The 22,573-nt window shown below is 69.8% G+C and carries 15 protein-coding genes; 10 read left to right on the top strand and 5 right to left on the bottom strand.

The window, feature by feature from the left end; genetic code table 11:
- Nucleotides 1–97 precede the first annotated feature (97 nt).
- From WME83_RS29460 to WME83_RS29425, 8 genes are all read left to right on the top strand, one after another.
- Nucleotides 98–868 carry a hypothetical protein gene (locus WME83_RS29460; RefSeq protein WP_437313028.1) on the top strand — a complete coding sequence of 257 codons (771 nt, stop codon included), beginning with the start codon at nt 98–100 and terminating at the stop codon, nt 866–868.
- Nucleotides 865–1,635: a hypothetical protein gene (locus WME83_RS29455; RefSeq protein ID WP_437313027.1), complete on the top strand. Its 771-nt coding sequence runs from the start codon at nt 865–867 to the stop codon at nt 1,633–1,635. The genes WME83_RS29460 and WME83_RS29455 overlap by 4 nt, the downstream gene beginning before the upstream one ends.
- The gene (locus tag WME83_RS29450) at nt 1,632–2,330 is read left to right on the top strand and encodes a hypothetical protein (RefSeq protein WP_437313026.1); all 699 of its coding nucleotides are present in this window, start codon (nt 1,632–1,634) and stop codon (nt 2,328–2,330) included. Before WME83_RS29455 ends, WME83_RS29450 begins: the two co-directional genes overlap by 4 nt.
- Entirely contained in the window at nt 2,327–3,025 is a 699-nt protein-coding gene (locus WME83_RS29445; RefSeq protein WP_437313025.1) for a response regulator, read from the top strand. The genes WME83_RS29450 and WME83_RS29445 overlap by 4 nt, the downstream gene beginning before the upstream one ends.
- Nucleotides 3,026–3,037: 12 nt before the next feature.
- Entirely contained in the window at nt 3,038–4,573 is a 1,536-nt protein-coding gene (locus tag WME83_RS29440) for an ATP-binding protein (RefSeq protein WP_437313024.1), read from the top strand.
- Nucleotides 4,574–5,140: 567 nt separating this feature from the next.
- Nucleotides 5,141–6,937: a hypothetical protein gene (locus WME83_RS29435; protein WP_437313023.1), complete on the top strand. Its 1,797-nt coding sequence runs from the start codon at nt 5,141–5,143 to the stop codon at nt 6,935–6,937.
- A 39-nt stretch (nt 6,938–6,976) separates the two neighbouring features.
- Complete coding sequence (locus WME83_RS29430; protein WP_437313022.1) at nt 6,977–8,530, top strand: hypothetical protein; 1,554 nt, start codon at nt 6,977–6,979, stop codon at nt 8,528–8,530.
- Between the two features lie 10 nt (nt 8,531–8,540).
- The gene (locus tag WME83_RS29425; protein WP_437313021.1) at nt 8,541–11,417 is read left to right on the top strand and encodes a hypothetical protein; all 2,877 of its coding nucleotides are present in this window, start codon (nt 8,541–8,543) and stop codon (nt 11,415–11,417) included.
- Nucleotides 11,418–11,646: 229 nt separating this feature from the next.
- On the opposite strand, the gene WME83_RS29420 is transcribed toward WME83_RS29425, so the two are convergent.
- The 5 genes from WME83_RS29420 to WME83_RS29400 all read right to left on the bottom strand — a co-directional run bounded on the left by WME83_RS29420 (nt 11,647) and on the right by WME83_RS29400 (nt 19,036).
- On the bottom strand, nt 11,647–12,621 hold the full coding sequence (locus WME83_RS29420; RefSeq protein WP_437313020.1) for a YncE family protein: 975 nt from the start codon (nt 12,619–12,621) through the stop codon (nt 11,647–11,649).
- A 156-nt stretch (nt 12,622–12,777) separates the two neighbouring features.
- Nucleotides 12,778–14,997, bottom strand: a complete 2,220-nt coding sequence (locus tag WME83_RS29415; protein ID WP_437313019.1) for a TonB-dependent receptor plug domain-containing protein — start codon at nt 14,995–14,997, stop codon at nt 12,778–12,780.
- A gap of 22 nt (nt 14,998–15,019) precedes the next feature.
- Nucleotides 15,020–16,435: a hypothetical protein gene (locus tag WME83_RS29410; protein ID WP_437313018.1), complete on the bottom strand. Its 1,416-nt coding sequence runs from the start codon at nt 16,433–16,435 to the stop codon at nt 15,020–15,022.
- A gap of 394 nt (nt 16,436–16,829) precedes the next feature.
- Entirely contained in the window at nt 16,830–17,318 is a 489-nt protein-coding gene (locus WME83_RS29405) for a hypothetical protein (protein ID WP_437313017.1), read from the bottom strand.
- Between the two features lie 11 nt (nt 17,319–17,329).
- Nucleotides 17,330–19,036: a DUF2330 domain-containing protein gene (locus WME83_RS29400; RefSeq protein WP_437313016.1), complete on the bottom strand. Its 1,707-nt coding sequence runs from the start codon at nt 19,034–19,036 to the stop codon at nt 17,330–17,332.
- A 658-nt stretch (nt 19,037–19,694) separates the two neighbouring features.
- Here WME83_RS29400 and WME83_RS29395 point away from each other — a divergent pair.
- On the top strand, nt 19,695–20,471 hold the full coding sequence (locus WME83_RS29395; protein ID WP_437313015.1) for a response regulator transcription factor: 777 nt from the start codon (nt 19,695–19,697) through the stop codon (nt 20,469–20,471).
- Between the two features lie 146 nt (nt 20,472–20,617).
- Nucleotides 20,618–22,324, top strand: coding sequence for an FG-GAP-like repeat-containing protein (locus WME83_RS29390; RefSeq protein ID WP_437313014.1), 1,707 nt, complete (start codon nt 20,618–20,620; stop codon nt 22,322–22,324).
- The last annotated feature ends 249 nt before the right edge of the window (nt 22,325–22,573 follow it).

The following is a 22,573-nucleotide window of genomic DNA, read 5'->3' as shown; positions in this document are numbered from 1 at the left end:
CCAGCAGACCGAGGCTCCGCTGGCGATCGTCCGAGCGCGATCGCCAGCGGAGCCTCGGTCGCGCGTGCCGCGCAGCGCTCACCCCCACGGAGGTCCTGTGCAGGCGCAAGCTCCCTGTCTCCTCATCCCCTCATCCTCGACGGAGCCCGGCTCGGACGCCGGCGCTCCCGAGCCAGCGGCGTTCCGGGTCGACACGCCAGCGCCGCCCGCGGCCGGCGCGGCCGCCGAGCCCGCGGTCAGCGCAGCCGCCGAGCGTGCGACCAGCCCGATCGCCGAGCCGGTGGCGCGCGCCGCACACCCCGGCTGGACGGCCTCTCTCCTCGCCGAGCGGCAGGCCGCGGATCTCCGCCAGGACCTGGCCAGGTTCGGCGTCGGCGTCGGCCTCGCCGCGCTGTACGGGCTCGCGCTCGGCGCGCGGCAGGGCGGCGTGTCGCTCGTCCAGCACGCCGCCGGCGTCCCCGCGGCCATGGTCGCCGTCGCTTGCCTCGGCGTCCCCGCGCTGACGATCGTCCTGACCCTCTTCGACGCGCCGCTCGACCCCTCGCGCGCCCTGTCGGCCACGGCGCGCGCCGCCGCGGCGACCGGCCTCGTGCTCGGCGGCCTCGCGCCCGCCGCCGCGCTCTTCGTCGTCACGAGCGGGGCGCACGAGACGGCGGCGATCATGGGGCTGATCGGCCTCGCGGTCGGTGGCGTCATCGGCGTGCGCGTCCTGCTGCACGATCTCGGCGCCGTGCTTCGGCCCGATCGGGGCCCGCTCACCTGGTCCGGCACCACCGCGGCGCTCCTCGGGTTCGCCGGGTTCGCGGTCGCGCTCGCCCTGCGCGTCTGGTGGGGGACGCTCCCGATCCTGAAAGGGGGTGCCCTGTGAGCGCCGCCGTCGTGAGCCGCCTGCTCCGGGCGCCCGCCGAGGTCGCCGCCAGCTGCCGTGAAGACAGGGACATCCGCGCCATCGCGCTCGCGTCGCTCGGCGCCATCGCCCTCGGCTCCGCCGTGTTCGGCGGCGTGATCGGGAGCTTCCGCGGCAAGGAGCAGATCCTCTACGCGGCCGCCAAGGTGCCGCTCGCCATGCTGATCACGCTCGCGCTCTGCGCCCCGGCGTTCCACGCGCTCGCGGCGGTCCTCGGCCGCCCCTGGCCGATGCGGTCGATCATCGCCCTCGTCCTCGCGTCGGCGGGCCGCTCCTCGCTCGTGCTGCTCGCGTTCGCGCCCGTGCTCTGGCTGCTCATCGACCTGGGGCTCGGCTACCACGCCTCCTCGGTCGCCGCCTGGCTCGCCTACGCCGTCGCGGGCCTCGCCGCGCTCGGCGTGCTCGTGCGCGGCATCGGCGCGGGCCAGGGCCGCGGCCTCACCGCGGTCGCCTTCATGGCCGTGTTCTTCGCGGTCGGCGGGCAGGCCGCGTGGATGCTCCGGCCGTACCTCGGCCGGCCGAGCCAGAAGGAGATCCCGTTCGTGCGCGCCCGCGAGGGGAGCTTCTCCGACGCGCTCGTCAGGAGCTGCCGCTCCGCGCTCGGGATCTACGACGAGGATCCGCGCGCGCTCGAGCGGCTCCGCGAGCGCACCCCCGCGCCGCTGGACGGCTCCATCCCGGTGGACGACGACGCCGCGAGCGTCGGCCCGACGGAGGCGGCGCGATGAGCCTCCGCGACCTCTCGGTCCTGTACTTGCTCGCGGGCCTCGCGTGCGCCGTCGCGGTGTACCGCGCCTCGCGCGATCGCGGGGACGCGCGCCGCCGCGCCGCCCTCTCCGCGGCGCTCTGCGTGCCGCTCTGGCCCATCTGGGCCCCGGTCGCGCTCACCGCGGGCCGCGGGGCGGCCGGCGAGCGGCCGGACGGCGGTGCCGGCACCGCCGCCGCGCGCGTCCAGGGCGCGCTGCGCGAGGGGGTCAGCGCCTGCGCCGGCACGTCGTTCGAGGCGCTCCTGTCGCGCGAGGCCGCCGCGCGCATCGAGGCCGAGGTGGCGCGCGCCGCCGCCCGCCACGCCGAGCTCGACGCGCTGCTCCGCCAGAGCGGCTTCGACGAGGCCGCCGCCGCGGCGCGCGTCGCCGAGATCGAGCGCGGCGGCGCGGGGGGGCGCGCGCTGGCGACGGCGCACCTCCACCTCGAGAACATCCGGCGCCTCCGGGCGATGCGCGACCGCGACGCCCGCGCCCTCGAGGAGCTCGCAGATCTCGTCCAGGCGCTGCGCACGCAGCTCGTCCTGGCGCGCTTCGCCGGATCCTCGGTCGAGGGCGTCGGTGGTATCGTGACCGAGGTCTGGGCGCGCGTGGAGGGCCTCGGCGCGGCGATCGACGCGCACGGCGGCGCCGGATCAGAGGGACCGATCGCGACGTGAGCAAGCACATCCTGGTCGTCGACGATGAGGCGCGCATCCGCGAGGTCCTGCTCTACGCCCTGCAGAAGGAGGGCTATACCGTCACGGCGGTCGCCGACGGGCGCGCCGCGATCGAGGCGGCGGGGGCGGGGAACGTGGACCTCGTGGTGCTCGACGTGATGCTCCCCGAGCTCGACGGCCTGGAGGTGTGCCGGCGCCTGCGCGCCGCGAGCAGGACGCCGATCCTCTTCCTGTCGGCGCGCGGCGACGAGGTCGACCGGATCGTCGGCCTCGAGCTCGGCGGCGACGATTACCTCACCAAGCCGTTCTCGCCGCGCGAGCTCGTGGCGCGGGTGCGCGCGCTGCTCCGGCGGGCCGAGGCGCCGCCGCCCGCGCCGGCGCTCTCCGAAGCGCGCGCCGCGGTCCTCCGCCACGGCCCGATCGAGGTCGACACCGACCGCCACGAGGCCCGCTACCTCGGGCAGCCCGTGTCGCTCACCGCGACCGAGCTCGGCGTGCTCGGCGCGCTGCTCGAGCGGCCGGGCGTCGTGCTCTCGCGCGGCCAGCTCATGCAGCGCGCCTACCGGTACGACAACCTCATCACCGAGCGCACCATCGACACCCACGTTCGCCGAATTCGCGCGAAGTTCCGCGCGGTTGGCGGCGATCCGATCGCGACCGTCCACGGCGTCGGCTACAAGGTGCAGGGCGCGTAGCCGGGTCGACCGATGCGCGCGATGATCGAGCGCCTGCGCCGGGAGCTCGGCCGGATCCGCGTCCGGCTGCTCGTCGTCAACCTGGTGGTGCTGCTCGTGCCGGCGGCGGGGCTCGAGTTCGCGCGGATCTACGAGCGGCAGCTGCTCGGCTCGCTGGAGCGCGACATGGCGAACCAGGCGGCGCTGGTGGCGGCGATGCTCGCGTCGGATCTCGACCGGGGGCTTGAGCTCGACGCGCCCGAGCACGGCGACGTGCTGACCCAGGCCGCGCGGCGCACGCGCACGCGCGTGCGGATCCTCGACCGGGCGGGCGCGGTGGTCGTCGACTCGCACGAGAACGGCCCGCCCGAGGGGCCGGAGCCGGCGGCGCCCGCGCTGCTCCCGGCGCGCGCCCGGGGCGGTTCTGGCGTCGGGCTCGGCGATCTCGAAGGCGGGGTGCGGCCCTTCGGCAGGGACGCGCGCGAGCGCTGGCCCGAGGTCGCGGACCGCCCGGAGGTGCGCGACGCGCTCTCGGGGCGCCGCGGCGCGAGGACGCGCGTCCGGGAGCGGCAGCCGGCGGTCTTCCTGTTCCTGGCCGAGCCGATCCGGTGGGGCGGCGAGGTGCTGGGCGCCGTCTACGTGGTGCGATCGACGCAGCCGGTGCTCGTGGAGCTGCACCGGATCCGATCGGGCCTGATCCAGGTCCTCTTGAGCGCGAGCCTGTTCACGGGCCTCGTCACGCTGGCGCTCGCGTGGTCGATCTCGAGGCCTCTGGGCAAGCTCTCGCGCGCGGCCAAGCGCATCGCGGCCGGCGAGCGCGACATCGAGGTGCCGGTCTCGGGGAGCGGCGAGATCCGCGAGCTCGGCGCGTCGTTCGCGGCGATGAACGAGCGGCTGGGGGCGCGCCTGCGGTACATCTCGGATTTCGCGGCCGACGTGGCGCACGAGTTCAAGTCGCCGCTGACGTCGATCCGTGGGGCGGCCGAGCTGCTCGACGAGGGGGCGGCGGACGATCCCGAGGCGCGGCGGCGCTTCCTGCGGAACATCGAGCTCGACGTGGCGCGGCTCGATCGGCTCGTGTCGCGGCTCCTGGAGCTGAGCCGCATCGAGGCCTCGAGCGAGGCGATGACGGTGCTCGACCTGGAGGCGCTGGTGGCGCGGGTGGTGGAGCGGTGCAGGGCCCGCGAGAGGCCGGTGGTGCTGCGGTACGAGATGTCGAGGCGGCTGCTGCGGGCGCGGCAGACGGACCTGGAGACGGCGCTGCTGAACCTCCTGGACAACGCGGTGAGGTTCTCGCCGCCGGGGGAGGCGGTGGTGGTGACCGTGGAGGGCGGGGAGGGCGGGAGGACCGCGAGGATCTCGGTGCGCGACCGGGGGCCCGGGGTGCCGGCGCAGCATCGGGCGCGGATCTTCGATCGGTTCTTCACGACCGACGAGAGCCGGAACGGGACGGGGCTCGGGCTCGCCATCGTGAAGAGCGTTGTCGAGGCGCACGGCGGGGCGGTGAGCGTGGAGAGCGCGCCGGGGGAGGGGGCGACGTTCGTGGTGGAGCTGCCGGTGAGGCAGTAGAGCTCGCCCCCTACCGTGCGCACCGTCGCTTGCCGCCCGGCAGGTGCAGCCACACTGCTGGAGCACAGCTCGCTCCTACATCGCCGATCCTGATTCGGGAGCGCCAGCAAAGCAGGGGTCGGGCGCTCACGACCCGACGCCCCCACGGCGGCAAAGATTTGCTTTGCCGTCGGCAAGAACTTGCCGGGCTCCGTGGCTTCGCTGAGCGCGTGGCGGGCGGAGCCTGTTCTCACCTCCTTTCGACGGGATCTGCGCTTTCATCGCTCCTTCGGCCTGCATGGAACATGCATTGCAAGGGATTGCAAGGGATTGCAAGAGATTGCAAGAGATTGCAAGAGATTGCAACGGGAGGTCAACCGTGGGGAACCAGCACGGAGTACCCCGTTGAGCGTGGCCTGGATCAACTCACGGATCCCCGCCCAGGTGAACGTTCCGCGTTCCGGGACGAACCCGGCGGAGACGCCGTTCCGCTTCAACTGGACGACCCGCGCAAGGAGAGCATCAATGAGATTTCTGTTGTCGAGTGCCAGGTCCGTATCCAACAAAGGCTTCACAGGGTTCCGCTCATTGAACCGGCAGTACCACAGCTACAGGTCGCTGCTGTTGCCAGGAAAGCGGCTGCCCAAGTCTCGCTCCGAAGCGGTCGACTCCATCGTCCGGCAGCTCGACCTGGTGAAGACGTCAGGGTACTTCGATCCCAAGCCGGGCGTGCTCAACATCGTCTCGGGCTTCGAGTTCGGCTTCAACGGCGCGCAGGACCCGGAGACCGGCGACTTCGAGTTCTCCGCACGCCACCCCATCCCGAAGAGCTGGTACATCGACATGGTCATCGCGGTCCAAGACCGCCTGAGCAAGCTGCCCGAAGGAATCGTCTACTGCCCCGGCACCCTGGCGCTCGATGTCGAGACCACGCTCAACGGCAAGCAGGTGGGCGAGAACCGCGGCTTCCTCATCTCGTCGGGCAAGGAGTCCGACATCGTCGAGTTCACCAAGGCCAATCAGCACCCGATTGATGGTTGGGAGGAGTGCTTCCACGTCGGTGGAGACGGTCCTGTTCTTTACCGCGCCAAGGACGTGCTCGGCGGCCAGGACGCGTGGATCGCGGTCGCCGTCTGCTTCGACTACACGCAGGAGCTGACGAGCGGGCGGGTGCGCTTCCCCATCCGGCCCGACATCATCCTGTCGCCCTCCGCCGGCTGGCCCAAGCGCAACTCGCCGGATGACGTCGCCGTCATCGTCAATGACGCCAAATTCAACCCCTTCTCGGACACGAAGTACTTCAGCCAGACGGGAGAGTGGAAGCCGGTGGAGAGGGACCCCGTCCTCAGCAAGGCCCTTGCCCGGCTGAAGGACGCCTTCCCCGTGGCCACGCCGTTCCTGACGGGCTTGCAGATGACCCTGCTCGAGTCGCCCCGGTGGGCCGAGTACGTGAAGCCCTACAAGGTCATGAGCTTGCAGCCCTACTCCGTCGTGGATTTCGGCCTGGAGAAGGCGGTGGACACCGGCGAGCGCGCCCTGGTCGAGGAAATCTCGGAAGAGCGGCTCACCCAGGTCGCCGACGCGGTGGCCCATGACCAGGGGAGCCTCGTCACGGGCGGCATCGGCGAGACGGAGGTCGCCCGCTACGTCCAGACCCTCACGGAGATGACGCGCGACCTGCCGTGGGACTTCTTCAAGGGGCAGATCAACGACGCCATCTCCGAGGAGGTCGAGCGCCAGCTCAAGGAAGGCGGCCTGGACCCGACCTCCAACACGGACGACCTCTTCGGCAAGCTCGACCTGGACGCCATCCGGCAGGTCGTCCGCGAAACGACGACGGAGCTGGTCATGTCGAGCGTCGGCGGCAACGCGGACTTCGTCAAGGAGCTTGTCACCCCGTTGGGGCAGGACGTCGCCACGGGCCTCGTCACATCGGCTTTCGGCGACCGCCTGGTGCGCAACATGGACGCGGCCTCGGACGGGACCAGCTTCCTGCGCGCGACCATCGAGCTCACGCTGACGGACAGGCGGCTGCACGCCCTCAAGCAGGACGCGAGCCGGCTCCAGGCGGAGCTCGCCAGCGCCTCCCGGGCCGTGGAGGCCACCTCCGGCGAGGTCGCCGCGCGCGCCGCCAGCCTGAGCGCGGTGGAGGAGCGGCTCGAGAGCGACCCCACCAACACGGACCTCCTCGAACAGAAGCGCAGCCTGGAGCAGGAACTGGGCACGCTGCGGGAGACGCTGCGCCAGAAGGAGAAGGAGAACGCGGACCGTCAGCGGGACGTGACGAGCAATGAAGCGGAGCAGGACGCCACGGAGCGCAGGCGCGAGGACGCCCAGCGGCGCACCTCCGAGCGCTCCGCCGACGTCTTCCGCTTCAGGGCGTGAGCCCGTCCCCTTCCATCCCCTTCCATCGAGGAGACACCGATGCTTGACGTGAGCACCACCACCGCATTCTCCGCCAATCCCTACGCACCTCCCGCCCTGGACTCCCTTGTCAACTGGATGAAGGGCTCCCAGTCCACGGACCAGTGGGACGTCGTCTGCTCGTACTCGGTCGACCAGCTCAACCGGTTCCTGGGCGCGCAGTACGACGCCGGCAAGCTGGCCCGGGAGGTGAGAATCACCACCCAGGTGGAGGATCCGGTGACAGGCGACCCATTGGACATCGAGTTCGACCTGAAGTTCGCCTCGCCGACCCTGGCCTTCGTCGCCGGGCGCTCCGGCTACGCCACGCTGACGATGCGGCTGAAGGACGGCGGCTCCTACACCATCAACGTTCCGGGCCGGCCCCCCAAGGTCACGCCCATTCCCGGGGACAAGTACAGCATCGAGGCCACTGTGCCGCTGGCCGCCATCAAGGGCGACACCGGCACGGTGTCCCCGGCGGGCAACGTCGTCACCTTCTCCGACGGCAGCAACGAGAGCGCCCACGTCATCGTCCACTTCAAGAACGAGAAGGGCGCCACCTTCCAGCTCGTGCCGCAGGCCACCGGCACGGACAACCTGCCGCTCAACATCTGGCTGATGCCGGTGCTGCTCAACTACTTCCAGACGCAGGTGAGCGAAATCGACTACGCCCTCACCGGCCTCAACAACAGCAAGCCTAAGGACGGATCCATCGTGCTGACGCCGAAGGCCTTCGTCTTCACGTCCTCCGGGGACGCCACCACCGGCGTGCTGAGCCTCTACATCCAGACGGACCGCGAAGGCAGCCTCCCCGGCAACCCCGACCCGTCGTTCAAGCCGGGCGGCCAGGAGACCGTGCCGGTGCCGGACGGCTACTCCGCCTCCATCATCCTGTCCTACGACCTGCTCACCCGCAGCTACTTGAAGCCACAGCTCGAGAAGAACGGGTTCAAGGTCTCTTTCGTCACCACCACCAACGGCATCCGGGTCCAGCTGAAGTCCGACCAGTCCGTGGTGGCCGACTCGAACGAGGGGCACGTCATCTTCAGCAATTGGGACTACGGCGGCCTGAACATCAGCCTCAATGACTTCCCGCTGACGATGCTGCTCCAGGACTCCAAGCTGCAGCTCCAGTGGGAGGGACGGGCGACCTCGGAATGGAGCGAGGTGACGGCCGGAATGGGGCACACGTCGCCCCGGTACGGGAAGATTGACATCACGATCACCCTCAACGAGCCGGCGGTGGCCCTGGGCACCCTGTCGGACTCGGACCTCACCCTGGCCAGCATCACGCTGGGCGCCTCGGACTTCACCGTCAAGACCGATTCTCACAGCTGCAGCTTCTGGGAGCGCCTCGGTGGCTGCTCCGAGTCCGTCCCGGAGTTCTACGAGCGGGACATGAAGCTGCGGATTCCATCCATCAACCTCGCCCTGCCCGGCCTGGACTTCTTCGCCACCACCAACCTGCTGTCCCCCGGCCAGCACGTCATCGACATCGCGACGAAGGCAGGCGTGAAGACGCCTTGTGACTTCCTCATCGTCGGCAAGGTCGCCCAGCGCGGCGGAAAATAGGGAGGCTCCCATGAGCACGTCTACACGCGGTGGCAGCTCCGGGCAGGGCCTGTTCCGGTTCCCGGACGAATCCTTCCAATCCGTCGAGCAGGACGGGCGGCTCGTGGTGCTGACCGTCGAGGACAGCCTCACGATTCGCGACGAGGGGCCCGTCCCGGCCGACCTGACGAGGTACACCGAGGCCCGCGTCTACGCCGAGGACACCGTGCTGGCCACGACGCTCAAGGCCCAGGACTGCTATCTGTCGCTCCACGCGCTCACCGCCGTGGCGGGCGCGGGCATCGACGTCTCGGGCGCGGAGGGCAAGCCGGGCGGCCCCGCGACGGAAGTGCCCGGGAAGCCCGCCGCGGAGGGCCAGCCCGGGCTGCACGGGAACGCGCTCGTCGTGCTCCTGGGCTCGGCCGACGCGGCGCCCCCGCCCTTGATGTTGACGGCAACGGGCGGCGATGGGGGCAAGGGCCAGGACAACCTCTCCTCCACGGCGGGCTCGGCGGGCGGCCGGGGCGGCGACGCGGGGAATGGCGGCACCGTCTTCGTCGCCGCCCGCCAGATCTTCCGCGTCTGGCTGGATGGGCTGCGGCAGATCTTCCGCGCCAGGGCGTCGACGGATGCCCGGTCCGCGGTCGCCACCTTCGCCGACCTCGTCAACGCCCGGCCCGACGCGGCGCAGGCCATCCCCGTCGCGAACGGGGCGACGCTGAAGGACGTCGCCGGCCAGTTGGGGGCGCTCGTCGCGACCTGGGACGACAGCTCGATGGCCGAGGCCCGCCTGCTGGCGGAACCCGTCGCTCTGCTCCTGCAGTCGCGGGTGCTGGCGTGGCAGACGGGCATCATCGGGAAGGTGGACGTGTCGGCGGGAGACTACGGGCCGTACGGCGCCGGCCTGGCGAACGGCGATAACGGCCTCGCCGGGAGCCCAGGCGTGCGTACCGTCACCACCTTCAGCGACGCCGGGCAGCTCCCCTCGCTGGGGCTCGACGACCTGCTGTTCGCCCACCCCGAGCAGTGCACGATGCTCCTGCAAAAGGCGCAACTGCGGTACTTCACGGCGCACCCGGTGCAGAACCCGGACGCTATCCGCGACACGGCCGCGATGCTGGACCGGCTCATCGAGCGGACCGGGGACTTTCCCTCGCTCACCGGCGACGCACCCCTGCTCCAGGCCTACAACGACCTCGACAACCAGCGGGCGCTCGGCTCCGGGGACTGCGTGGGCACGCTGATCAATGTGTTCAGGAGCGCCTCGGTGCTCCGGCAGCAGCTCCGCCAGGGCCTGGACTCCTTCGGTCACCCGTACGACTTCGCGCCGCTGGCCTCGTATGACTTCTACAGCAGCCAGCTCGAGCAGATGATGGATGCCTTCCAGTCCGTGGAATCGAGCTACCAGGCCTACTTCACCGCTGAGGAGGAGACGAAGGAGCGTGAGGCCGCGCTCCAGCAGTCGCTCACCTCGGCGAAGCAGGCCCGGGAGAGCGCCCGGAACGACATCGACCAGCTCTTCGGCCAGGCGACCAGGGTCCTCACCGTCATCCGCTCCTACGAGCCCACCCTCCAGGCCCAGCGCGACGAGGTGGTCCGCAAGCTGGAGCGCTTCAAGGAGAAGCTGGAGAAGCATTTCGACCTGGAGCTCAAGGACCTGTTCTCCGCCATCGCCACGGTGGCCTTCGCCCCCGAGTCCCCCTGGATGTGGGCCACCCAGGGCGCCTCCACCCTATACAAGTTCGACACGGAGATTGTCACCGACGACGGGCAGTCGATCCCCAAGGACTACCTGGTCAGCCACGTTGCCAGCGTAGACGGCTCGCTCCAGTCCATCGTCGAGGGCTACAAGGCGCTGCCCGATGGCACCCTGTCCGAGGACGACGATGGTGCCGCCCTCCTCATCGCCAACCAGCAGGCGCTGTCCAAGACGCTCGACTCGGTCTACTCGAAGTTTCCCGACGAAGCGGACGCGCTGAAGACGGCCTTCCAGACCTACGTGGACTCCGTGGTGGCGCGTAACAACCAGATCCTCGACTACAACGCCATCGTGCTGTTGCTGGCGCGCAAGCAGCAGGTCGTCGAGGAGCTTGAGGGGCGCATCGACACGATCGGCCAGCAGCTCCTCCAGGGCTACCAGCCCAACCTGCCGCTGATGACGTCCTTCATGTCCCGGCTGTACCAGCAGTCCCGCGAGCAGATCTTGGAGACGCTGTACCTGACGACCCGTGCCTTCCAGTTCTGGGCGGTGACGGATGACAACCTCCTCACGGAGGCGCTGGACGGCAACGCGGTGCCCGCCATCGACGCGGGCGTGCTGCAGGCGGCACGAATCGCCATCCTGCGGCGATACCAGACGGCCGTGGAGTCCTTCGGGCACGGCGCGCAGCCCTACCCAGACCCGCGGCAGCCGTCCCAGCCGGGCGTGCAGGTGCAGCTCACGGGCCTCCAGCTCGACCAGCTCCGGCGCTCCGGGCGGCTGCTCCTCTCCATACCCGCCGCATACAAGAACAGTCTGAAGCAAGATAACCCCTTCGCCGACTTCGCCAACGTGCGCGTCACCAAGGTGCGCCTGTGGGCCGATGGCGTCACCACGTCGGACGGCCAGCTCCACATTCGCATCACCCACACCGGCAACGAGACGGTGGTGAGCCAGCACAACCAGGGCTACCGGTTCAGCCATGACCCGGTGACGCTGCTCTTCATCTACGGGCTCGCGGACAAGACACCCATCGAGGATGGGGACTTCAACTACCAGCCCGCCGGCACCCAGCAGAGCTATGCGCTGCTGGGGCCCTTCACGTGGTGGCAGATTGAAATCCCCGAGGAGAACAACGTAGGGCTCGACCTGAGCGGCCTGACGTCCGCCACCCTGGAGCTCCACATCACCAACTACACCTTCGTGTGACCGGGCATGCACAAAGCGCGAGAGGTTCTTCGGAAGTTGCGCCTGGGCCGCGCGCACTGGCGGACGACAGCGAGCAACGGCACCTTGACGGCGAGATTTGCTTGTGCCTCGATAGGCGATTGACGCTGCGCATGAGGCCATGGCAGCGGCTCACGATGTGAGCTTCGGTCGGCATGGAATGGCGCTCATCTCGCCAAAGCGATGATGCGCCGCCATACGGCCGAGGCGGCTACTGCGCCACGCGCTCAGGACGGTAGTACGTCAGCCCGCGCTGACTCAGGACCACGAGCTCGTCCCCCACGAAGCACAGCTGCCCGAGGTCTTCCCGGGGGAGGTGCGCGCCGTCTTCGGTCGTCACGGCGCCGAGCAGCGCGCCGTCGCGCGACGAGTAGACGACCATCTGCTCGAAGAGCCCGGCGACCCAGATCTCCCCGGCGCGGTGCGCGACGCCCTGGCTGCGCACCTCGGCGCTCCCGGCGACGAACCGCTCCTCGATGCCGCCGTTCTGCGTCGACATGCGATAGACGTGCCCGCTGGTGCTCGACAGCCACAGGTGCTGGCCATCGAAGGACAGCCCGGTGGGGCCGAGCTCGGTGGGCGCCGCGCGCCTGCGGAGGATGCGGCCGGTGTCCGGGTCGACCTGCACGAGCTCGTTCGTGTTGCCGGCGACCGCGATCCAGATCGCGCCGTCGACCCAGGCGATGCCGTGCGCGGACGTGCCCCGCGTGCCGATCAGCGCCGGCAGCGGGTGGGAGCGGAGCGGCGTGCTCGTCGCCTCGTCGAGCTCGTAGAGCACGTGCTGGACGTCGTTGCTCGAGAGGAGCCAGAGCCTGCGCCCGTCGTGCGTGACGCCCGCCGAGTTGCCCATCGCGGGGGCGACGTTCCGGCGCGCTACGATGCGATAGACAGCGCGGAGGCTGCCGTCATGGCCCGGCCAGCCCGCGTCGAGCGGGATCGCCTCGGCGCGGGACCCGCCGTCGGCCACCGCTGGCCGCCCCGCATCCGGGGAGTCGCTCGCGACCCCGCCGTCCGGCAGGGGCCGGGTCGGGGCCACGGGGGCATGCTCCGCGCCGCCGCACGTCGACGACGCCCTTCCGGCGAAGAAGGCCAGCACCAGGGTGCTCAGCCAGAGGAGCCGCGCCCGGCGCTCGAAGATCAAGAGCGCGCTCAGCAAGAGCGGCCATCGCGGTCGTCGATCGTTCATGGTTCATCAACTCCAGCAACGAGCGATGAAGTCTAGGGTGCGACGGAGACGAGGCTAACGTGAATCGCGCCGCGCGCCGGCGGAGATCGGCGCGGATTTCTTGCTCAGCGTTCTCGCGCGCTGAACAGCCGTCGGCTCCGGATCCCGATCCGTCACCTAAAACGCGTGCGTCACGTTCACGGCCACGCTCCGCCCCACGACGGGAACGTCGAAGCCCCCGAAGCCCGGCTCCGACCGCCGCTGGTCGAGGAGGTTCTTGACCGACACGCTCGCACCCGTCTCCGAACCATCGCCGAGCAGGTCCGCGCGCACGCTCGAGATCGTGGCGTCGAACGTGGCATAGCTCGGCAACGCGTACGGCTCGCTGTCGTTGAGCAAAACATTGCCCTGGGCGGCGCCCCGCGCGCTCACGAGCTTCGCGTGAACATTGATGTTGACGCGGGCCTCGGGGATCCGGACGTCCAGGCCGCCCAGCGCGAAGACGAACGGAACCAGCGGGAGCTCCGTGTCCATCTCGTAGACCAGCTCCCCATCCTGCTCGGCGTGGGCGACGCGGCCGTTCGCCGCGACGCTCACGTAAGGGGCGATCCGCTCGTGCGCCAGCCGCAGGCTCAGCTCGGCGCCCGCGTGCACCTCGTCGCCCTGGTTGCGCCCCACGAAGTTCGCGCCGTGCGACGTGAACTCGATACGATCCTTGATCTCCTGCACGTAGGCGGCGGCCTCGAACAGGACGATCGAGAGCCCGCCGCTCACCACGACCTCGGCGGATCGAACCTTCTGCGGCTGTAGCGGCGGCGCGGACGGCAGCGTCTCGCTGCCGATCACGTTGTTGCTCCGCCCGAAGCCCGTCAAGCCGTAGAGGAGGACGGCCGACGGCGCCTGATACGAGCGCCCCACGATGAGCTTGGTCACCAGGTTGTCGTGCCAGCGGTACGCCGCGGAGGCCCGCCACGACGCCTGCGCATCCCAGTGGTTGGGCTTGTCGAGCCGGACGTTCGCCGAGAGGTGGAGCCCCTCCAGCCACGGAGGCCGGCTCACCTGGAGCTGCGCGAAGGCGCCGCTCGTCGAGAGCATCGCGGCGCGCAGATCCGCGCCGGAGACCAGGTCGACCTCGTCGCCGCTCGCGTGGCCGCCGACCTCGGCCCGGTAGATCTCCGTGTAATACAGCACGTCGGCGACATCGACGATGGAGTCCGCCCCGCCGCTCACGGTGATCGCCTCGGACAGCGACGCGTCGACGCGCGCCCCCATCTGGAACGTTGTCGACGCGAAGTTGCGGCGGAACGAGGTCGCGCGGACGCCCGTGAGGAACAGCTCATCCTCCCGGGTCGGCGCGCCGCGCGAGACGCCGGCCGAGAGCTGCGTCGCGAGGCGCGGCGTCCACGCCTTGTCGTGATGGACGCTCGCCCACGCGTTCTGGAGCGAATGCCGAGAGGCGTGGGTGAGCGCGGAGTTGAGCTGGAACTCCCCCATGGAATCGAGCCGCTGGACGCCCCCCTGGACCTTCACGCTGCCCAGGGCGCCGGCCTCGACGCTCAGCTGGGCGTAAAAGCTCGAGGGCGCCGCGATGTCGTCCCGGCTCTCGCCGGCGAACAGCGGCGCGTACGCCGGGAGCTCCGGGCGCTGCCCGGGGAACGTACGCTCGATCCGGAGCCCCGAGCGATCCGTGCGGTCGAAGCTGTACGCGGCGAGGACGCCGATCCAGTCCGTCGCCTGCTGCGCCAGGAGGGTCCCGCCGTAACCAGGCTGCTCCGAGATCCAGTTGCCTCGCGCCGACAGCTCCGCCCCCGAGGCGCCGCCGCGGGCGTCTCGCGTGATGACGTTCACCGTGGCGAGGAAGGCGTTGGCCCCGTACAGCGCCGATAACGGCCCCTTGGCGATCTCGACGCGCTCGACGCACTCGATCGGAATGTACTCCGGCCCGAGGAGCGCCGTCAGATCGGGCTGGAAGATCACGGAGTGGCCGTTGATCATCACCTTGACGATCCGCGAGCCCGCGCGGAGCCCGCCGGTCACGCCCCGCACGCCGACCGAGGGGAGCACCAGGTCCTCGATCACGTACAGCCCCGGGGTGTTCGCGAGCACCTCGGCGAGCGAGCGCCACCCGCGCGTCCTGATCTCTTCCTTGCCGATGACCACCAGGTTGGCGGCGGCGATCGAGCGATCCTCCGCCTCACCGCCGCTCGCGGTGACCACCTGGACGTTGAGCAGCTCCTCCAGCGACATCTGCGCCAGGGCGTCCGTCCCCTGGATTGAGGTCGCCGCCGCCCGCGAAGGCGGACCGCCGGCCGGCTGCGCGCCCGCGCCGCTCGCCGCGCCGCCCACGAGCGCCGCCACCCCCACCGCGACTCGAACCGGAACCGCGCGACGCGTCATGATCCCACCCCACGAGCTCGGGTCACCGGTTCCGGAGGAGCGGACACCTGGGCTGCACGCAATCGAAGATGGCGATATCCCGGAACGACCGCTGCTCGATCGTCCAGTACGCGACCTTCATGAGCACATCGCCCTGGGGATTGAAATCACAGCTGCCGGAGGCGCCCTCGTAGTTGATGGGCTCGCCCCGCGCGACCCGCGCGATCGCCTCCGCGAACCCGGCCTCGCCGGGGCGGACGACGGCCCCGGCGGGCTCGTTGATCTCCCTCAGCGCATCGCGGATCTGCGCCGGCGCCACGCCGGTCGGGTCATCGAGCTTCGCGGACGCGACCAGCGACGCCAGCATGAGCACGGCCGCAGCGTCGTAAGCGACCGCGTCGAAGGCCCCGATCTCGACCGCGCCGGCCACCCCCAGCGCGTGGGCGAACGCCTCGCCCGACGGCCCCGGCTCGAACAGGACCGGCGACGTCCCCTCCTGCCCGTCGGCGGCTCCCCCGAGCCCCTCGATGACCTGCGCGCGCCGGAACGTGTCGTGGTGCAGCAGCGGAATGGGGGCGCTGTAGTTCTTCGTCACGTTGATGTTGTGACCGGAGTTGGACGCGTCGACGATGACGTCCGGTGGGCTCCGGCGCGCGGCCTCGCCGATCGTGTTGCCTTCCTCGTCGGTCAGCTCGGTGACGTCATCGACGAGGCGATTGAGCTCGTCCGCGAAGTTGTAGTCGGTGGGCACGCCCCCGGGGCCGCTCGGCACGTAGAAGATGCCCTCGATGACCGGCGCGGGCGCGCCGCGGGGGCGCACGGCCTCGGCGGCGGTGGCGAGGGCAGACACGTAGCCGACGCCGAAGGCGTTCTTCGTTCCGAGGACGGAGATCTTGAGGTGGTCCTTGTCGGCGATGCCCTTCCTCAGGAGGATGTTCATGACCACCCGCGTCTGGGGCAAGGCGCTCATGGAGGTGCGGAACACCCACCCCTCCTCGTCGCGGCGCGCTGCCCGCACGAGCGGGTCGTCGCTCTGGTCGTCCGGGTTGTTCAGGAAGGGCGACGAGGCCGCCATCGACACGGTGGGGACGCCGATCCGCTTCGCGGGATCGGGGTCGTAGATCAGGCTCGCCACGCCCTCGGTGTTCGGGCTGGAGTCGAGCACGAGCGCCTTCGCCCCGCCCGCAACGAGCTCCTGCGCCAGCGAGATGGCCAGCGATCTCGTGTTCTTGGAGTCCCGCAGCGCGAAGTCGAAGGCCAGGTCCTTGTAGCCCGCGCGCTCCAGCGCGACGTTCATCTGGTCCTGCGCCATCGCGATCGCCGAGTACCAGTTCGGGTTGGCGATGTCGCCGGTCCGGTCGACGATCCCTCCGAGCTGGAGGACGTTCTTCGCCCCGGGCTCCTCGCCCGAGCATCCTGCCAGGGCGGCAGCGAACACGAGGATCATCAGGTTCCGCATGGTGTCTCTTCAGCGCGTGACGCTGCGACGGAGCGTCGTCGGATGCCGCCAAACCCCAGGGATGGTGACCCGGCGCACCGCCGTCCAGCGGTCGCTGTTACCCCCCCAAAGTCCCCCTAAGGACCCGATCTGTGCACATACACAGTTCATGGGCGCGCGGCAAGCGGTTTCCGTCCCTGGACGTGGGCGGTTGACGCGATGGAGTACACCTAGATCAAAAGGAGAACCCCGCCCTCACGGCGTACGCGTGGCGGGTCGACCTCACGGCGAGCGCGCCCCGCGTCGTGCCCATCAAGATTGAGCTGACGCAGGATCCCTGGACGACCGTCGCCGCCGCCGCCTTCGCCTTCGCCGTCGTCTTCGATTGCGCGTTTCCCGCCACAGCCTGCGGGCGCTATGGCTGTCCGGCACATGCTTCGTCGCTGTTCCATCGGGGGCGCACCAGCCGCTCGCCGCTCGCAACCGTGCCTCGCGCGTCGGTCACCATCCCCCTGACCTGGAGCGTACGGCCGATGGCACAAGCGGGCTCGCCGAGCACGGCCGGCCATCCGATGAACTCGCACCGGCCGTCCTCGCGCTCCGTGAGCTCGATCCTCCCCCGGCTGGTCGTCGCCGAGGAGGGGTCGCCGATCACCGTCGTCGTGACCTCGAGCAGGACGCCCTCGGGCTCCAGGCCGAGCGTCCGGACGCTGGTCCACAGGTGCCAGCCGCCCTGCGCGCCGTGGGCGAGCTCGACCTCCTGGCCGTCGGCCAGCGGCTCGAACTGCCACTCGCCGGTGCCGAGCTCGGCGATGCCCTGCGCCGGCGGCTCGTCCCCACCGACGCAGCCAGGGGCGAGCGCGAGGAGCACGACGAAACCGGCGGCGGAGGTCGAGCAGGTCACGGCGTGGGCTCCTAGGAGCGCCGGCGACGGCGCACGGCCAGCAGCAGCCCGATCAGCGCGCCGCCGAGGCCGCCGGCGCTGCCTGCATGACTGCCGGCGTTGCAGCCTCCAGACGTGGCCTCGACGGCGGGCGGCGGCACGTCGACCGGTCGCCCACCCGGCAGCGAATCGGGCAGGTTCGGCACGCGCCGGTCATAGAAGGACGCGGGGACGGGCTCGTCGGGAAGCACGCAGGTCGTCTCCCGGCTGCCGTCGGCGGCGATGGCGCCTACCGCCACATAACCCGTCGAGCAGCGGCAGGTCGGCGTCATGTTCATGGGCACGCACTCGCCGTGCGGGCCGCAATCGAACGTCGCACAAGGGTCCGCGAGCGGCGGCGCGTCGGGAAGCGCCCGGTCACCCGGGTTGAGGAACGACATGCGGAGGTCCTGGCAGGTCACCGTCGGCCGACCCGACGGATCGAACGTGGTGCGCGCGGTCGTCCCGGGCACGCACGCGCAGCCGGCCACCGGCTGGGCGCCGCCTGCGACCTCGACCACGCGGCACAGGCCGCCTGCGCCGCACGCCGCGAAGTCGCACGGCGACGCGGCGGCAGGCTCGGCGCCCGGAGCGTCCCCGCACAGGTCGCGGCCGTCGACGTAGCGCGGGAGCACGCGGACGTTTGATACCTCGGGACCGTCGGTGCGCCGGAAGATCGGATCGACGGTCATCTCCTCGGGCGACAGGCGGGTGTAGAGCCGGGTGATGGTCGCGTTGCTCTCCAGCAGCGGCAGCAGCGCGTCGCGCGCGGCCACCTGCGCCTCGTCCGAGCTCATCGTGTTGCGGACCTGCTCGGCGATGTCGGCCGTCGGTCCGCTCATCTCCGTGACGAAGCCGCGACCGCCGACCTCGTCGACGCCGCGCGCGACGAGCGCCGTCCAGTTCGTCTGCATTGGCCACGCGTACGGGCTCCAGACGATCTGGTTGTCGTCGATCTCGACGTCTGGCCAGTTCGCCGGCCCATAGCGCCGGTCGCCGAGGACCAGCACGGTGATGCCCATCTCCGGCTCGGCCGCGATCGCCGTCAGCCGGATCGGAATCGACGGCGACCCCGACGGAAGCGTGAAGCGGAACGGCTGGATGTCGCTGACCTCGGCGTCCGGCTGGAGCCGCAGCGCGAGGAACTTCATCCCCTCGCTCGTATAGATGCGGATGTACGGCGCCATCGCGTCGTTGACGCGGAAGTTGTTACGGCGAAGCCAGTCGATGAGCGCCGCGGGATCGGTCGACTCGATCACGGCCACGTCGTACGGCCCGACCTCTTCCCGGATGTGCACCGTGACGTCGCCGTCGTCGGACCCGCCCGCGGTGGGCGAGTCCACGCCCCCACCGGCCTCGAACACGGGGGGATAGCAGGACGGGTCGTCGGGCCACTGAAACTGCGGGCCCGTCGCTGCATCGAGGGCGGTGAGCGCGAGCTGCGGGAACACGGCAAGGCTGTCCACCGCCGGCACCTCGGCGAGCGGAATCACCCAGGCGAAGTCCGGCGCCGCGCCCGCGTACTGGATCTGCGTCACCATCGTGACGGAGCCGTCCTGGTTCGTCGCGAACAAGATCCGCTCCGCGGTCTGGTCCACCGGCTGTCGTCCGCAAAAGAATCCGCCGCACGCCTCGACGGGTCGCGGCGCTGTCGTCAGCGCCGCCGTCGCCATTACCGTAGCCGCCCACAGCTTGCGCATCGTCCAAGACCTCCTCGCCCGCCCGGCCGGGCGACCGTCCCCCCCGGAGCAAACCCGGTGCCACGCTTGAGAAAGGCGATTCCTGGGTACGAGCCGGGGGCGACCGACCCAGGTTGGCGCCGCGGGCGACCAACCCGGGTTGGCGCCCTGCCCTGGTCGGGGCGTGCGGCTCCACGAAGCTACCTGCCGCGGACCCGCAAATGCAAGTCACGTCACCGGCTTGCCGAGTTGGGCGAGCGCCAGTGCTCCGCGGACTGGAACCGGCGATGGGGCGGCACCTCGTGGCGGCGGGCTACCCGACAACAGCGGCAACAGCGGCGGTGGGCGGGCGTCGCGCCGCGAAGAGCTCGGGGATGCTACCGCCTACCTGCGGCGGGCGGCGCTCGAGGGCGGCACGGATCGCGCGGACCGCGGGATGTCGTCGCGTCCCGCGAGCTTGCGTCCGTGACAACCCTGCCCACGTCGGGCGCCTTGACCGAGCAACCGGTCGAGCCTTCCCCCATCGGAGATCGACCCTGTGGCCTGCCCCGCGCTCTCGCAAGAGCTGCAATCGGCGAAGCTAGACACGAATCCCGGCCCACGTTATTGCGGAGCCATGGTGGCTCACACGGAAGACTTGCCGGGTCTGACGATGGCGGGGAGGCTGCGTACTGGCCAGGTGCGCCAGTTGATCCGCCTCATCGCCGAAGCACAGGAGATCCCGGCGAACCATCCCGAGCGACAGAAGCACCTAATCTCGGGTCTTTTGCGCATCCTCGGCGCCGTCGTAGGCGGTAGCGTCGTCGATTGCGACTTCCGCCCCGGGGGGCGCGGAGCCTTCACGGCCATCGTCCTCGAGGGGTGGGACAGCACGACGCTGCCGGCCCTCGAGGTCCTTGCGCAGAGTGGAAGCGCGTTCAATCCCGGCCTCCGCGAGCTGATGCGCGTGTCTCCAGCGCGTATCTCGGCCACCACCACAGCGATGCGCCAGGAGCTGATCGATGATCGGCTGTGGTATGGATCGCCGTACGTCGAACACCACCTCGGGCCGGCGCACCTCGATCACGCCCTGTATTCGACCAGGCGCGGAGCAACGCCATCGGTGGTCCACGGGCTCGGAATGTATCGGGCGAAGAACGAGCGCCCCTTCGACGAGGAGGACCGCAGCCTCCTGCACCTCTTTCACCTCGAGTGCGAGTCGATGCTCCGCGCGCCCACGCCCATGATTGACGACGTGCTGCGCGCCCAGCTCCCGCGGCGCGAGCGCCAGACCCTGGATCTGCTGCTCGGCGGGCGCACGGACAAGGAGATCGCCGAGCGCCTCGGGATCAGCCGATATACCGTGAATCAGTACACCAAGTCGATTTATCGCCGTTTCGGCGTCGGTTCGCGGTCCATGCTGCTCGCCCGTCTGCTCGGCCGCGGTTCGACCGGCAACCTCCAGCGCACGCTATAAGATACCCTAATCTTAGGGAAGTGACAGCGCTCGGGGGATCGCTATCCTAACGGCAAACGCGAGTTGGCCCCCGACGAGAGCACCGGAGGGAGCACGATACACTGGCAATGAGCTCATTGTTCAATGTAGCCCAAAGGTGGTTTTACATGATTGCAACAGATCGAAGCCGACAGAGGATGCTGGCGTGTGCCGTTGCAATCGGGCTATGCGGGTGCATACAAGGCGATGCCGAGCCCGATGATACTGCGCCGTTCGACGACGACGATGAAAGTATCGGCCTGGCTTCCGAGGCGATCATCGGCGGGACCGTGGACCACCGGCCCGAGCTGGTCGATTTTCTCGGTGGCTGCACCGGGACCCTCATCGGGCCCAATTGGGTGCTCGCCGCGGCGCACTGCTGGAATCACCAGGAAGCGGTCAACGACCCGTTGAACCGGGACACCGGATTTTTGGTGAGGACTTCGACCGACGGCGTCAGTTGGGGCACCAACGGTGGCGGCACCTTCGTCGTGGATCGCATCTTTAACTTCAGCTCCGATACGGATCTCGGTGCTCCCGACGTGGCGCTCGCGCGACTGGAGACGTCGGTCCCTTCGAGCTTCATAAGCACGTTCCCGACGATCGCGACCGCGATGCCGACGACAGGCACGACCGTGACGCTCTGGGGGAAGGGATGCACCAATTGGAATACGGGCGCCGGGGGCGGCACGATGCGCTTCTTCCAGGGCTCGTTCGGCAGCACGCAGGCGCTCTGTCGGGGCGACTCGGGCGGACCAGCCCGCCTCGGGACTGCGAGCGCGGGAGGCGCGATCTGGGGCGTCAATAGCGGCCTCGGTGACGTCTTCGGCAACGTCGTGCAGGTCCGCGCGCAGATCCAGAACATCATGACGACGTGGGGCACGTCGACGAGCGACATCTCCTTCTCGAACTCGTGGTGCCCGATCGCGACCCAGCTGTACTGGGCGGACCCGGACGGTGATGGCGATCTTGACGCCATCTGCGCCGATCAGTCCGCCGGCGTGGTGCGCATCGCGCGGAACACGAACCGGCGAGTCGTCGCGATGGGAACCGTCTCTCAGACGTATTGCGCCTCCTCGGACAGCGAGCTCTACGTCGGAGACTTCAACAACGATGATCGTTCCGACATCGCGTGCCGCCGTCCGTCGGTGACAGGTTTCCAGGTCCTGTTCGGGCAGACGGATGGCACCTACTCCGGCGGGTGGCTGCGAAACGACGCCGTCTTTTGCACGCATGCGAACGCGCAGCTCTACACCGGCGACTTCAACGGCGACGGGCGCACCGACCTGCTGTGCAAAGATCCGGGCCGGATCTGGATCGATTACGCGGCAGCCGACGGAACGTTCGATTTCGTCACGTACTCGAACGAATATTACGACACCGTGTACTGCACGCACACGGGCGCGAAGCTCTATGTCGGCGATTTCAACGGCGACCGCCGCACCGACCTGCTCTGTGTGACGCGAAGCAATGGAGATCTCCAGGTCGACTTCGCCGCGACGAGCGGATTTCCGTTCACCAACATCAACTCTCACATCTATGTTGGTGAGAGTCCGGGCATTCCCTCCGACGCATGCCAGGCCGGCGACAAGCTCTTCATCATGGACGCTGACGCGGACGGCCGAAGCGATCTCTACTGCGTGAAGGGTACCACTGGATCCAGCTGGGGCGGCTCGGTGCGCTCGTCGGCGGCGGGCGCGGTCCCCTTCATCACGTTCGACCCGGCCCCGAACGGATTCAGTGAGCGCTACGGATGGAGCCGGACCGTACGCCCGCGCCTGCGCAACGCGACGTTCAATGCTTCGCAGCCGTGGCAGCGCTTCCGCGCGCTGTGAGCTCGGACGAGGATCGTGTCGGCGAAGGGTCTACCGCGTCGCGGAGACCGCTTTCTTTGTCCGCTATGGTCGTTGCGTGAGCATGAACGGCGTGCCTCCCATTCGCCTCGGAGGCCCTCGATATCAACGAGTGGGAGCTCGAGCGCCTCATCCACGGCGTCCCCGCCGAGGACGACGTGCCGAGCTCGATCCACGAGCCGGACATCCGGCAGGAGGACCTCCTGCCGGCCATGGCCGTAGCGACGGCGA

Origin of the sequence: Sorangium sp. So ce385 (assembly GCF_051474135.1) — a bacterium.
Classification (GTDB): Bacteria; Myxococcota_A; Polyangia; order Polyangiales; family Polyangiaceae; genus Sorangium; species Sorangium cellulosum_D.
This window is presented reverse-complemented; position numbering and strand designations above follow the sequence as displayed.